The sequence below is a fragment of the Cronobacter sp. 153480017-3 genome (assembly GCF_053627815.1).
The window spans coordinates 95,851-109,251 of record NZ_JBSEYN010000010.1 but is presented as its reverse complement, the minus strand read 5'-3'; the positions used below and the strand labels follow the sequence as shown (position 1 = coordinate 109,251).

Sequence of the window (13,401 nt, the reverse complement as noted above, 5' to 3'; positions counted from 1 at the left end):
ATCGTCGCCTAGGTGAGCCGTTACCCCACCTACTAGCTAATCCCATCTGGGCACATCTGATGGCATGAGGCCCGAAGGTCCCCCACTTTGGTCCGTAGACGTTATGCGGTATTAGCTACCGTTTCCAGTAGTTATCCCCCTCCATCAGGCAGTTTCCCAGACATTACTCACCCGTCCGCCACTCGTCAGCAGAGCAGCAAGCTGCTCCCTGTTACCGTTCGACTTGCATGTGTTAGGCCTGCCGCCAGCGTTCAATCTGAGCCATGATCAAACTCTTCAATTAAAAGTCTGATGCTCAAAGAATTAAACTGTTAGTTCGTAATGAATTAACTGTTGTTCACTTGAGACTTGATATTCGTTTATCGTCCGTAGACGTTAAGATATCAGTGCCCCGAGTGCCCACACAGATTGTCTGATAAATTGTTAAAGAGCGGTGCGACGCGGCGTTCAGCCTGCTGTCGCGAGGTGGCGTATATTACGCTTTCCTCTTTCAGAGTCAAGCGTTTATTTTCGCTTTCGTCTGCCTGACGGGCCGGCTCGTTTGCCGTTGTGCCGTGTCAGTGGAGGCGCATTATAGGGAGTTCTTTCCGCCTGACAACCCCTAATTTCAAAAAACTTTTCAACCGTCTCTTTTTTGTGCAAAACTCCTTTAGAGTGGCAGTTTTTCGAGCTTATTGAACCCATAACGCTGCAAAACGGACATTAACTGCGCAACTTCCGGCGTTAATGCCATACAATAAGCAATATTCTCATCAGAAGAACACGCATCCGGTGCTTCATGCTCCAGCAGCCACGCGGTGCGTCTGGCAATCGCCGCGCCCGAGTCCACCAGCCGTGTGCCTTCCGGCAGCACCTGCAACAGTTCTTCAGCCAGTAGCGGGAAGTGCGTACAACCGAGCACAACGGTATCCGGCGGCTCCGGCATACGCAGCCACGGGCGCAGCACGCGGCGCAGCGCCTCCAGAGAGACCGGTTCGCCGTGCAGTTTCGCCTCAGCAATTTCCACCAGCTCCGCCGAGCCCAGCATTTCTATCTGGCATTCATTGGCGAAGCGCGCAATCAGCTCATGCGTATAAGGACGCTTAACGGTGCCACGGGTCGCGAGCAGCCCTACCATACCGTTCGCCGTCAGACGCGCAGCCGGTTTGATAGCAGGCACTACGCCCACCACAGGAAACGCGAATTTTTCACGCAAGGCAGGGAGAGATACCGTACTGGCAGAGTTGCAGGCGATAACGGCGAGCGCCAGGGGGTAGCGCGCCTGAACGGCAGTCACAATTTCGACCACACGCTCAACGATAAACGCTTCGCTTTTCTCGCCATAGGGGAATGCAACGTTATCGAAAGCGTAGATGTAATGCAGATCCGGCAGGAGATGCCGGATCTCATCATAAACAGAAAGCCCACCCACGCCGGAATCAAAAACCAGAATGGTTGGGCGGGCCTCAGAAGGTGTAGCTGCCTGACAACGTGTATTCTCGTCCTGCAGTCGCGTAGCCATAAGCCGTCTCGTAATCTTTATCGAACAGATTAGCTATTTTACCACGAACTGTAAGGTGAGAGGTGACCGGATACGAAACCGCGACATCCCAAAGGCTGACGCCGCCGAGCTTCACGTTTTGAGTCGGATAAGTGCTAAAGTCAGTGTCGTAGCGTGTGCCCAGGTAATGGTATGTAAGACTCCAGTCGAAATCATAAAGCTGCGTATCCAGCTGATATTTAACCTGCTGCTTAGCCCGGCGCACCAACAATGCGTTTGTTGCCGCATTGCGAGCATCCACATAGTCGTAACCGAGTGTATGAGTCAGCGGGCCAGTATCAAAGGATGCCGTGGCTTCTACGCCTTTAATACGCGCTTTACCTACGTTGTAATATTCCTGCAGGTTGTTATTAAAGTCGATCAGGTTATCAACGTCATTGCGATACGCGGATACACGCCAGTTTACGCCAGCGGTAAGACCTTCAAACGCGCCTTCCCACTGTTTACTCTCTTCAGGATCGAGATGGTCATTGCCATAGAAACCGTAAAGCTGTCCAAGATTAGGCGCTTTATAGGCCGTGCCATAAGAGGCAATGAATCGATACCCTTCAATAAACTCCCAGGCCGCGCTGCTCTGCCAGGTACCATGACGGCCAAACTGGGAGTTATCGTCGCTACGGACTGCTCCTTCAAGCGTAACATCGCCAAACTTCTGCAACGCCGTCAGATAAACGCCGGTGTTACGCAGGTCATAACCGTTCGTGACATAGCTTGTACCCGGTTCGGTGCTCTGCTTCTGCCAGTCAACACCTGCGCCGATATTGCCGTGGCCAACATCAACGGCGTTGGTCCACTGAACGTTGTACTGTTTGATCTCATCAAGCGTAGCCGTGGAGTCATAACGCCCCAGATGCGGATCGTAATTATAATCTTTGCTGTGGCTGTAGCTGGAAAGTAACTGTGAGTGGAAGAGGTCGTTATTGAAGCGCAGCCCCGCATCCCAGGTCTGGCTATAGAGTTGACGGGTATCAACCAAAACGTCAGGCGTAAAGGAATTGTAATAGCCATCATAGGCCGTACGATTGCTGTAGCCATAGCCGCGAACAAAACCAGTCCACTGGTCAGAAAAAGCATGCTCGAGCGCGCCGTAGAGCGTTTTATTCATAAAGCCATCACGATCGGGCTGAGCAAGACCACCGTTGTTACCCTCAGCAACCACGTCAAAGCCTCTGGTATAGGTATAATCACCCGCCAGCGTCACGCGTGTATTGTCTCCCAGAGTCTGCTGGGTACTGCCGCCATAATTTTGGTAGCTATGCGAACCTATCCCCGCGTTCAACGTCGTGCCATCCTTCGCACGGGTCGTGATAATGTTCACTACTCCACCAATCGCATCAGATCCATAGACCGCAGAGCGTGGTCCGCGAATATATTCAATGCGCTGCACCAGAGCTAGCGGGAACTGGCTAAGATCGGACGACCCTGTTACCCCCGCCTGGTTCAGACGGATGCCATCGACAAGAATAAGAACATGACTGGAGTTCGTTCCCCGAATAAACAGGGAGGAAAGCTGCCCCATTCCGCCGCTTTGGGCAGTATCCACGCCCGGCAGGCGACGCATAACATCAATTACTGTGTTTGCCTGCCAGCGTTCGATATCTTCCCGCGTCACCACTGACGTCGGCGCCAGCACTGTATTGACCGGTTGCTGAAAACGGTTGGCGGTCACCACCAGAGAATCTGAGCCGCTATCCTGCGCCCAGCCAGAAAACGCCGTGACGGAAAGCGCCGTCAGCAGCGAGATTTTTTTTATCATCATTAATATAAGCATCCGCTTAACGTATAGGATGCCGCAGGCGCACTTAATAGAACGCGATAAGCGCGCGAGATGCGACGTGACTCCGGCAGGTCTTCGGGCTTGGAGGTGTGTTACGGATGAGGACTTCCCACCGGCGGGCCGGCAGTGTCTGCGAACGCGTTCATCCCACCTGTCTTTACCGCTGCGCGTCAGCTCCAGATTCGCACTGGATTCCCTTTTCACTCACAGGAGACCGGAAACGGCATGCTACATGGAGCGCCAGACAGAAGTCCAGACTTCCATCTGTGATGATGCAAAAACAATCAACGCTGGACATCACGCCCGCATTCCCTACAATCCCGGCGTAAATTTTTATCACCCCAGGACGCATGATGACCCCTGAACATCTCCCTATCGATCAATACGACGCACAGCTGGCCGAAAAAACAGAGCGCCTGCAAAGCATGATGGCGCCTTTCGCCGCGCCAGCGCCGGAGGTGTTCCGCTCGCCGGTAAGCCACTACCGCATGCGCGCCGAGTTCCGCCTCTGGCATGACGGCGACGACCTTTATCACATCATTTTCGATCAGGAGACGCGCAGCCGTATTCGCGTCGACAGTTTCCCGGCGGCGAGCGAGCTGATTAACGCCCTGATGCCGCGCATGATCGCGGGCATTCGCGACAACCGCACGCTGCGCCATAAGCTGTTCCAGATTGACTACCTGACCACCCGCAGCCAGCAGGCGGTCGTCTCGCTGCTCTATCACCGCGCGCTGGATGACGCCTGGCGTGAAGAGGCGACGCGTCTTCGCGACGCGCTGCGCGCCGACGGCTTCGACGTGCATTTCATTGGCCGCGCGACGAAAACCAAAATCATGCTCGATCAGGATTACATCGACGAGCGCCTGCCGGTCGCGGGCACAGAGATGATTTACCGCCAGGTGGAGAACAGCTTTACCCAGCCGAACGCGGCGATGAACATTCATATGCTGGAATGGGCGCTGGATGTCACGCAGGGTTCAAAGGGCGATCTGCTGGAGCTTTACTGCGGTAACGGCAACTTCTCGCTGGCGCTGGCGCGCAACTTTAACCGCGTGCTGGCGACAGAAATCGCCAAGCCGTCCGTCGCCGCCGCGCAATACAACATTGCGGCCAACCACATCGACAACGTACAGATTATCCGCATGGCGGCGGAAGAATTTACCCAGGCGATGAACGGCGTGCGTGAATTTAACCGTCTGCAGGGGATCGACCTGAAAAGCTATCAGTGCGAGACGATCTTTGTCGATCCGCCGCGCAGCGGGCTGGATCAGGAGACGGTCAAAATGGTGCAGGCGTATCCGCGTATCCTTTATATCTCCTGCAACCCGCAAACACTTTGCGAAAACCTCGACACGCTAAGCCAGACGCACCGCGTCGAGCGTCTCGCGCTGTTCGATCAGTTCCCTTACACCCACCACATGGAATGTGGCGTGCTGTTAACGCGCCGCTAATAAAAAGGGCGCCGCGGCGCCCTTTCTTTACTCTTCGTAGCGCGCCTTGCGCTGACGCAGGCGAAAACCAATCCAGAACAGCACCACCACCGATAACACCGACGGCAGGAAGTTAGAACCAATCGCCGGGTATTCGGCGCGCACCACGGCGCTGTACAGCAGCACGCCCAGAATAAAGCAGGCTGCGGCAATGCCCGGCAGGCCCACCGGCATCGTGCGGTTAAGGTAACGCTGATGCAGACAGTACACCGTCAGCGCCAGGGAAATAATCGGGAAAATCGAGAAAGGCACGATGGAGCTAAACAGCGCCGCGCAGGTGCCGTTAATTGACAGGCCGGCTAACAGCGCCAGCAGCAGCGTACCCTTTTCTTGTGTCGTGTTTCTCATTGCTTGCCCTTCACTTATCGGAATTTTGCGCCATCTTTTCTTGTTCGCGACGGTACCAGTAGTAAGCGCCTTTGGAAATCATGCGCAGCTGCAAGACCAGTCGCTCTTCTAATTGCCCGCGCTGTTCCGGGCTCACATCCAGCGCCTCAGCGCCAGCGCTAAAGACAATGGTCACCATCGCCTCCGCCTGGGCCTCGGTAAACGCGCGCGGCATATGATTTTCGAGTTCCAGATAATCGGCAAGTTCCGCGATGAAATGCTGGATTTCACGCGCCACGGCGGCGCGAAACGCCGCAGACGTGCCGGAGCGCTCGCGCAGCAGCAGCCGGAAGGCGTTCGGGTTATTGCCGATAAACTCCATAAAGGTGGAAACCGACGTGCGGATCACGCTGCCGCCTTTAGCGATACGCTGGCGCGCCTGGCGCATCAGCTGGCGCAGCATCAGCCCGCTTTCATCCACCATCGTCAGACCCAGCTCATCCACATCGCGGAAATGCCGGTAAAACGAAGTCGGCGCGATACCGGCCTCGCGCGCCACTTCGCGCAGGCTCAGGCTGGCAAAACTTCTTTCCGCGCTTAGCTGACTAAACGCGGCTTCCACCAGCGATCGCCGGGTCCGTTCTTTTTGTTGCGCTCTGACGCCCATCACGTTGCCTGATTCCTTCCTGTTGAAACGGCACTATACCAGTTTTAAAACTACCGGGTTTATAACGGATTGTGAATGATTGTTTACGAAGCGGAGGCTACCAGAGATGGCAAAACGCACAGGGAGAATTGGGTTATTCTTTGGGTGATGTTACTATTCTGTTGCTTTTATGTATAAGAACAAGGTAAGCCTTACCATGCCACAAACCTACGATTATGATGTAATAGTGATTGGCTCTGGCCCTGGCGGCGAAGGCGCTGCAATGGGCCTGGTGAAACAGGGCGCCACGGTAGCCGTAATTGAGCGCTACCATAATGTCGGCGGCGGTTGCACCCACTGGGGCACCATCCCGTCGAAAGCGCTACGCCACGCCGTCAGCCGTATCATTGAATTTAACCAGAACCCGTTATACAGCGCCCACTCCCGTCCTCTCCGTTCCTCTTTCGCCGACATCCTCAACCACGCCGACAACGTGATCAATCAGCAGACCAACATGCGCCAGGGCTTTTATGAGCGCAACCGCTGCCAGATCCTGCAAGGCGACGCGCGTTTTATTGACGAGCATACGATTGAGCTGACCTGTCACGACGGCTCGATAGAGACCCTGACCGCAGAAAAATTCGTGATTGCCTGCGGTTCGCGTCCCTATCACCCGGACGATGTGGATTTCACCCACTCGCGCATCTACGACAGCGACTCCATCCTCAGCATGCACCATGAGCCGCGCCACGTGATTATTTACGGTGCGGGCGTCATCGGCTGTGAATATGCGTCGATTTTTCGCGGGATGAACGTCAAGGTGGATCTCATCAACACCCGCGACCGCCTGCTGGCGTTTCTCGATCAGGAGATGTCCGATTCGCTCTCATACCACTTCTGGAACAGTGGCGTGGTGATTCGCCACAACGAAGAGTATGAGCGTATCGAGGGCGTGGATGACGGCGTGATTGTGCACCTGAAATCAGGCAAGAAAGTGAAAGCTGACTGCCTGCTCTATGCCAACGGACGCACCGGCAACACCGATTCGCTGGCGCTGGAGAATATCGGGCTGGAGGCCGATGGCCGCGGGCTACTGAAAGTGAACAGCATGTACCAGACCGCGTTGCCACACATTTACGCCGTGGGCGATGTGATCGGTTATCCGAGCCTGGCCTCCGCCGCCTACGATCAGGGCCGCATCGCCGCGCAGGCGCTGGTGCAGGGCGTAGCGTCGGCGCACCTGGTGGAAGATATTCCAACCGGCATCTACACCATTCCGGAAATCAGCTCCGTCGGCAAAACCGAACAGCAGCTCACCGCCATGAAAGTGCCTTACGAAGTGGGTCGCGCGCAGTTTAAACACCTGGCGCGCGCGCAAATTGTGGGTATGAACGTGGGCACGCTGAAGATTTTGTTCCACCGCGAAACCAAAGAGATTCTGGGAATTCACTGCTTTGGGGAGCGCGCGGCCGAGATTATTCATATCGGCCAGGCGATTATGGAGCAGAAAGGTGGCGGTAACACCATTGAGTACTTCGTTAACACCACCTTTAACTACCCGACCATGGCGGAAGCCTATCGGGTCGCCGCGCTGAACGGCTTAAACCGCCTGTTTTAACGCGCTGTCGAAACGGCCATCCATCTGTTTGCGGATGGCCTCTGCGAGCTGCTCATAGCGGCTGCGCAGCGGCGAGCCAGGACGATACACCAGACCAATGGTGCGTCGCGGTTCCGGCTTCACGCAAGGCAGATAAACGACGCCGTCGCGATGACGTTCCGGCGGTACGGCGAGCGCAGGCAAAAGCGTAATGCCGCTGCCTGCCGCCACCATATTGCGCAGCGTTTCAAGGCTGGTCGCGCGGAAATGCGTGTCTTCATCCGCGCCCGCTTCGAAGCAAAAGCCCATCGCCTGATCGCGCAGGCAGTGGCCGTCTTCCAGCATCAGCAGTTTTTCGCCCGCCAGTTCGCCCATCGGCACGCGGTCGCGTCCCGCCCACGGGTGATCTTCATAGACCGCCAGCAGCATCGGCTCATCAAACAGCGGCACTTCGATAAAGGCTTCGCTCTCTTTGACCAGCGCAAGAATAGCGCAGTCGAGCTTGCCGCTGTCGAGCTGGGCCAGCAGTTGATGCGTCTGCGCTTCATGCAGATACATTTCGAGTTTGGGGAAGGTCTGGTGCAGCATCGGGATGATTTGCGGCAGCAGATAAGGGCTGATGGTCGGAATAAGGCCTATATGCAGCGGGCCTGACATGGTTTCGCCCTGCTGGCTCGCCATCTCCTTCAGCACTTTGACTTCACGTAAAACGGTACGCGCCTGGTCTACCAGCAGCAGCCCCGCCTGCGTGAACAGCACTTTGCGGCTGGTGCGTTCCAGCAGCATCACGCCGAGTTCATCTTCAAGCTTACGGATTTGACCGCTCAGGGTTGGCTGACTCACGTGGCAGGCGTCCGCCGCACGCCGGAAATGGCGATGTTCGGCAAGGGCCACCAGGTATTCAAGATCACGAATATTCATTCTTCATCCTCCGCCGCCATGATAGTTCATGGCGATAGATAGCATAGCAACCAACGATTATCCCTATCAAGCACGAAAGTGAATAATAGCCTCAGCCGCGGAGAACATCACTCGTTACCCTCACTGAGTGATAACCCGCACACAGAGTCTCTCTGTTAGCCGTATAACTAAAGCCAACGTGAACTATTTAGCGGACAGTAAGTCCGCTTTTTTTTTGCCTGCTTTTCGGGACGCATAAAAAAAGCCCGACATCCGCCGGGCTTTCTTCTGCCATTCGCTATTATGCCAGTCGCGCTTTCGCCGCGCTAATGGCCTGCGCCACCTGTACCGGCGACACGCCGCCCTGCGCCGCGCGCTTATCAAGACACGACTGGAGCGACAGCACCGGGTACACATCGTCACTGATTACCGGGCTGAATTTTTGCAGGTCGCCGAGCGCCAGATCTTCCAGCGGTTTGCCCTGACGAATCGCCTCTACCACCGCCTCGCCCACAATGTGGTGCGCTTCGCGGAACGGCACGCCTTTAGCGACCAGATAATCCGCCAGTTCCGTGGCGTTAGCGTAGCCCTGCTGCGCGGCTTCCTGGCAGCGCGGACGTTTCACCTGAATGCCGTCCAGCACCAGCGCCGCCATATGCAGGCAATCAAGCCAGGTGTCGAGCGCGTCGAACAGCCCTTCTTTATCTTCCTGCATGTCTTTGTTGTACGCGAGCGGCAGGCCTTTCAGCGTCATCATCATGCCGGTGAGCGCGCCCTGAACGCGGCCGCACTTGCCGCGAATAAGCTCCAGCGCGTCCGGGTTTTTCTTCTGCGGCATTAACGAGGAACCGGACGTCACGCGATCGGACAGCTCGACAAACCCCGCTTCGCCGGAGTTAAAGAAAATCAGGTCTTCGGCGAAACGCGACAGATGCACCATGCTGATGGCGGCGTCCGACAGCAGCTCCAGCACATGGTCGCGATCGGAAACGCTGTCCAGGCTGTTGCGCGTGGCGCTTGCGAAGCCGAGCCAGCCCGCCAGTTGTTCACGGTCTATCTCATACGCCGTACCGGCGAGCGCGCCACTGCCAAGCGGGCTGACGTCCAGACGTTTCAGCGTATCTTTCAGGCGGCTTTCATCGCGCGCCAGCATTTCGACATACGCCAGGCACCAGTGCGCAAACGTCACCGGCTGGGCGCGTTGCAGATGGGTGTAACCCGGCATCACCGCATCCTGGTTTTCCTCGGCGGTGACCACCAGCGCCTGCTGGAGCTGACGCGTGGCGCTCAGCAGCGCATGCACCTGGGTTTTGCACCAGAGCTTCAGGTCAGTGGCGACCTGGTCGTTACGGCTGCGTCCGGTATGCAGTTTTTTGCCGAGCGGCCCGACTTTATCGATAAGCTTGCCTTCCACCCAGCTGTGAATATCCTCCGCGTCGCTTTCCAGAATCGCGTGCGGGTTTTCCAGCACCTCTTCCAGCAGCGTATTGAGCGCGCCTTCAAGCTGGCTCTGCTCCTGCGCGGTCAGTACGCCGACCGTAACCAGCGCTTTAGACCAGGCTACGGAGCCGATAATGTCCTGCTCGGCGAGTCGGTAATCAAAGCGCAGAGAGTCATTAAATTGTTTAAACCGCCCGTCTGCCGCCTGAGTAAAACGTCCGCCCCAAAGTGCCATAATCCGCTCCGTTATCTGTCTTGCAATGGCGGGGGTGCTTTGCTTCCCCGCACTACGACTGTTCTGGTTATCTCTTAAATGCGGGTGCGCTGCGCTTACCCGCCCTACAAACTACGACGGGGCGTTTCGCTTGCCCGCCCTACAAATGTTGTGCTGCTTTTATGCGACGGGGCGCTTCGCTTACCCGTGCTCCCCTTACCGCGCGTAGGGCGGGTAAGCGTCAGCGCACCCGCCATCCACGCAACAGCAGATTACTTCTTCAGCTCATTCAGCGCACGGATGCGTGAAGAGAGCGAGAACAGACGGATAAAGCCGCCCGCATGGCTGTGGTCATACACTTCGTCTTCGCCGAAGGTCGCGAACTCTTCGTTATACAGGCTGTTGGTCGATTTCTTCTGAATCGCGGTCACACGGCCTTTATAGAGCTCCAGCACCACTTCGCCGCTCACCTGCTCAGCCAGCGACTGCGCCGCCGCCTGCAGGGACTGACGCAGCGGGGCAAACCAGCGGCCGTCGTACACCACGTAAGACATCTCAAGGCCTACCTGCTCACGCCATTTGAAGCTGTCGCGATCCAGCACCAGCTGCTCAACGCCGCGCAGCGCCGCCATCATAATGGTGCCCCCCGGGGTTTCGTAGCAGCCGCGGGATTTAATACCCACCAGACGGTTTTCCACGATATCGATACGGCCCACGCCATGCTTCGCGCCGATTTTGTTCAGCACTTCCAGGCAGCCAAACGGGGTCAGATGCTCGCCGTTAACCGCAACCACGTTGCCTTTCTCAACGGTCACGGTCACCTGCTCCGCCTCATCCGGCGCGTCTTTAGGATCGACGGTCCAGACCCAGCAATCCTGGTTCGGGGCATTCCACGGGCTTTCCAGCACGCCGCCTTCGGTGGAGATATGCCAGGCGTTCTCGTCACGGCTGTAGATTTTCTCAAGCGACGCGGTGGTCGGGATATCGCGCGCTTTCAGATAATCCAGCAGCGCTTCACGGGAACGCAGGTTCCACTCACGCCACGGGGCGATAACTTTCAGGTGCGGGGCCAGCGCCGCCCAGGCGGATTCAAAACGCACCTGGTCGTTGCCTTTACCCGTCGCGCCGTGACACAGCGCGTCGGCGCCCACTTTTTTCGCCACGTCCACCAGCGCTTTGGCGATCAGCGGACGCGCCATTGAGGTGCCCAGCAGATAGCTGCCTTCATACAGCGCGCCGGTTTGCAGCACCGGGTACACGTAATCTTTGATGAACTCTTCACGCGCATCGACCACATAGCACTCGGACGCGCCGGAGCGCAGCGCTTTCTGCTCAACGCCTTTCAGATCGTCACGATCCTGGCCGATATCGACCACGCAGGCGACCACGTCGCAGCCTTCATAGTTTTCTTTCAGCCACGGAATGATGGCAGAGGTGTCGAGGCCGCCGGAGTAAGCGAGAACCACTTTTTTGATGCCGTGATTTTGCATTGTCTTTTTCCTTTAAAAAATTTGTAATCAGGCCAAAATGCGCGTGCCGATGGACACGCCATTAAACAGGGCGGGCAACTGCTCCGCGTAGCGCCAGGAGGCGATGTCCACCGGGCGGCCCAGCGTGCGGGCGGCGTCCAGCGCCGCATGCACTTTAACGATCATCCCGTCGGTGATGATGCCCTGGGCGATAAGCTGCTCGGCTTTCGCAGAGGTCATCTCAGCGATGCGCTGGCCTTTGCCGTCCAGAATGCCGCTCACGTCAGAGAGCAGAATCAGATCCGCGCCAAGCGTCGCCGCAAGCGCCGTGGCCGCCTGGTCGGCGTTCACGTTCATCAGGTCGCCGTTATCGGTGACGCCAATCGAGCTAATCACCGGCATAAAGCCGTTTTCCAGCAGCGTGTTAATCAGCTTCGGCGACCCCGGATGCGCCTGGCCCACATGGCCCAGTTCTTCATCAAGCGGCGTCACGCTGACGCTGTCGCCGTCGCCCAGAAACAGGCCGACGGAGGCAATACCATGTTTTTTCGCCCAGGCGAGGAGCGTCTTGTTGGCGGTGCCCGCCAGCGCGCCGGTAATAATGTCGATTTGATCGGCAGGCGTGACGCGCAGGCCGTCTTTCTTTTTCACCGGCAGGTTGAGCTGCTTCATCAGGTCGTCAACGAGGCAGCCGCCGCCGTGAACGATGACCAGCGGGCGCTGATGCTCCTTGCGGTAGTTAACGAGGGCGGTAAAAAGACGCTCTAGCGCCTCTTCGCTGTCGAGCAACACACCGCCTAACTTAATGATTAACGGGTTCATCATCACACCTGACTCGGTTAAATAAGTGACTGCGTTTCGGCAAAGCCAAAACGAATATTCATACACTGCACCGCCTGCGCGGCGGCGCCTTTCAGCAGGTTATCTTCCGTGGCGACCACGATCAGATGTTCGCCCTGCACGGCGAAGCCGATATCGCAAAACGGCAGACCCACCACGTTTTTCAGCGCGGGCACGCCTTTGTCATACAGCCGCACCAGCGGTTTGTCGCCGTAAGCGTCCTGGAAGGTGGCGGCGACTTGCTGCGCGCTCACCCCCGGCTTCAGGCGACAGGTGATGGTTTCCAGAATGCCGCGCGGGAAGCTGCCGAGGTGCGGCGTGAAGATCACCTCCGCGCCCAGATGGCTCGCGATTTCCGGCTGATGGCGATGCGTAAAAATGCCGTAAGGCTGAAGGCTCACTTCACAGAAGCTGTTAGAGATAGCCGCTTTCCGCCCCGCGCCGCTCACGCCGCTGGTAGCGTTAATCACCGGCCACTGGTTGAGATCCAGCAAACCGGCGTCAATCAGCGGTTTCAGCGAAAGCTGCGCCGCGGTCGGGTAGCATCCCGGCACCGCCACCAGCGTCGCTTCCTTCAGCGCATCGCGGTTCCACTCCGCCAGGCCATACACCGCCTGCGCCAGCAGCTCCGGGTGCTGGTGCGTGAATCCGTAAAATTTGTCGTAGAACGCGGCGTCGTTAACGCGAAAGGCGCCGGAAAGGTCAAACACCACGCAGCCCGCATCAAGAAACTGCGGCGCGAGATCGTGGCTGACTTCATGGGCGGTAGCGAGAAACACCACATCCACGCCGTCGGTGAACTCGCGAATGTCGCTCATCGGCTGCAGCGGCAGGTCAAGCACGCCTTTCAGCTGCGGATGCAGATCGGAGATTAACTTTCCCGCATCATTGCTTTGCGCTGAGACCGTCAATGCGGTTATGTTCATATGCGGATGGCGATTCACGTAGGTCGCAAGCTCTGCGCCGGCATAACCACTGGCGCCAACAATCAGCGTGTTCAACATCGGGGCTGGATACCTTCTACCGTCATGTATTTCAGGCGCGGGCCTCCGGGCCGTTGCCGCGTCCGCGAGCGTATCGTCTTCACCGGAACCCGGCGGTTCCCTTACGCTCAACGTTAATGTATTTTTATTCATAAATACTGCATGAATATTGATA

11 protein-coding genes, 1 rRNA gene and 1 riboswitch are annotated in these 13,401 nt (G+C 57.1%); of the genes, 2 read left to right on the top strand and 10 right to left on the bottom strand.

Going from position 1 to position 13,401, the window contains the following annotated elements; genetic code table 11:
- The 3 genes from ACUW6V_RS18640 to btuB all read right to left on the bottom strand — a co-directional run.
- Window positions 1-283: ribosomal RNA gene (locus ACUW6V_RS18640) — 16S ribosomal RNA — on the bottom strand; the annotation flags it as partial.
- 366 nt (window positions 284-649) lie between these two features.
- Window positions 650-1,501 (bottom strand): glutamate racemase, encoded by an 852-nt coding sequence (murI, locus tag ACUW6V_RS18635; protein WP_041460629.1) that lies wholly within the window; start codon window positions 1,499-1,501, stop codon window positions 650-652.
- Entirely contained in the window at window positions 1,446-3,296 is a 1,851-nt protein-coding gene (gene btuB / locus ACUW6V_RS18630; protein ID WP_041460752.1) for a TonB-dependent vitamin B12 receptor BtuB, read from the bottom strand. Before btuB ends, murI begins: the two co-directional genes overlap by 56 nt.
- Before the next feature lie 70 nt (window positions 3,297-3,366).
- Window positions 3,367-3,551, bottom strand: a riboswitch (cobalamin riboswitch).
- Window positions 3,552-3,670: 119 nt separating this feature from the next.
- Between btuB and trmA the strand changes: the two genes are divergently transcribed.
- Window positions 3,671-4,771: a tRNA (uridine(54)-C5)-methyltransferase TrmA gene (gene trmA, locus ACUW6V_RS18625; protein ID WP_032973505.1), complete on the top strand. Its 1,101-nt coding sequence runs from the start codon at window positions 3,671-3,673 to the stop codon at window positions 4,769-4,771.
- 27 nt (window positions 4,772-4,798) lie between these two features.
- On the opposite strand, the gene ACUW6V_RS18620 is transcribed toward trmA, so the two are convergent.
- Together ACUW6V_RS18620 and fabR are read right to left on the bottom strand one after the other, a co-directional pair.
- Entirely contained in the window at window positions 4,799-5,158 is a 360-nt protein-coding gene (locus ACUW6V_RS18620; RefSeq protein WP_454038759.1) for a YijD family membrane protein, read from the bottom strand.
- 10 nt (window positions 5,159-5,168) lie between these two features.
- Complete coding sequence (fabR, locus tag ACUW6V_RS18615; RefSeq protein ID WP_007779290.1) at window positions 5,169-5,807, bottom strand: HTH-type transcriptional repressor FabR; 639 nt, start codon at window positions 5,805-5,807, stop codon at window positions 5,169-5,171.
- 193 nt (window positions 5,808-6,000) lie between these two features.
- Between fabR and sthA the strand changes: the two genes are divergently transcribed.
- Window positions 6,001-7,401 (top strand): Si-specific NAD(P)(+) transhydrogenase, encoded by a 1,401-nt coding sequence (gene sthA, locus ACUW6V_RS18610; protein ID WP_007779293.1) that lies wholly within the window; start codon window positions 6,001-6,003, stop codon window positions 7,399-7,401.
- On the opposite strand, the gene oxyR is transcribed toward sthA, so the two are convergent.
- The 5 genes from oxyR to argC form a co-directional block, all read right to left on the bottom strand.
- Window positions 7,384-8,301: a DNA-binding transcriptional regulator OxyR gene (gene oxyR / locus ACUW6V_RS18605; protein ID WP_004386937.1), complete on the bottom strand. Its 918-nt coding sequence runs from the start codon at window positions 8,299-8,301 to the stop codon at window positions 7,384-7,386. The genes sthA and oxyR overlap by 18 nt on opposite strands.
- Before the next feature lie 280 nt (window positions 8,302-8,581).
- Window positions 8,582-9,955 carry an argininosuccinate lyase gene (gene argH / locus ACUW6V_RS18600; protein WP_007892504.1) on the bottom strand — a complete coding sequence of 458 codons (1,374 nt, stop codon included), beginning with the start codon at window positions 9,953-9,955 and terminating at the stop codon, window positions 8,582-8,584.
- A gap of 251 nt (window positions 9,956-10,206) precedes the next feature.
- Window positions 10,207-11,424, bottom strand: a complete 1,218-nt coding sequence (locus tag ACUW6V_RS18595) for an argininosuccinate synthase (protein ID WP_004386940.1) — start codon at window positions 11,422-11,424, stop codon at window positions 10,207-10,209.
- A gap of 27 nt (window positions 11,425-11,451) precedes the next feature.
- A complete protein-coding gene (argB, locus tag ACUW6V_RS18590; RefSeq protein ID WP_105580326.1) occupies window positions 11,452-12,228 on the bottom strand; it encodes an acetylglutamate kinase in 777 nt (258 codons plus the stop codon).
- A 14-nt stretch (window positions 12,229-12,242) separates the two neighbouring features.
- Entirely contained in the window at window positions 12,243-13,247 is a 1,005-nt protein-coding gene (gene argC / locus ACUW6V_RS18585) for an N-acetyl-gamma-glutamyl-phosphate reductase (protein WP_014729831.1), read from the bottom strand.
- Between the last annotated feature and the right edge of the window lie 154 nt (window positions 13,248-13,401).

Bases quoted from the DNA above. Each gene is read 5' to 3' on its own strand.
- murI (WP_041460629.1), bottom strand. From the start codon at position 1,501: ATGGCTACGCGACTGCAGGACGAGAATACACGTTGTCAGGCAGCTACA.
- btuB (WP_041460752.1), bottom strand. From the start codon at position 3,296: ATGATAAAAAAAATCTCGCTGCTGACGGCGCTTTCCGTCACGGCGTTT.
- trmA (WP_032973505.1), top strand. From the start codon at position 3,671: ATGACCCCTGAACATCTCCCTATCGATCAATACGACGCACAGCTGGCC.
- ACUW6V_RS18620 (WP_454038759.1), bottom strand. From the start codon at position 5,158: ATGAGAAACACGACACAAGAAAAGGGTACGCTGCTGCTGGCGCTGTTA.
- sthA (WP_007779293.1), top strand. From the start codon at position 6,001: ATGCCACAAACCTACGATTATGATGTAATAGTGATTGGCTCTGGCCCT.
- oxyR (WP_004386937.1), bottom strand. From the start codon at position 8,301: ATGAATATTCGTGATCTTGAATACCTGGTGGCCCTTGCCGAACATCGC.
- argH (WP_007892504.1), bottom strand. From the start codon at position 9,955: ATGGCACTTTGGGGCGGACGTTTTACTCAGGCGGCAGACGGGCGGTTT.
- ACUW6V_RS18595 (WP_004386940.1), bottom strand. From the start codon at position 11,424: ATGCAAAATCACGGCATCAAAAAAGTGGTTCTCGCTTACTCCGGCGGC.
- argB (WP_105580326.1), bottom strand. From the start codon at position 12,228: ATGATGAACCCGTTAATCATTAAGTTAGGCGGTGTGTTGCTCGACAGC.
- argC (WP_014729831.1), bottom strand. From the start codon at position 13,247: ATGTTGAACACGCTGATTGTTGGCGCCAGTGGTTATGCCGGCGCAGAG.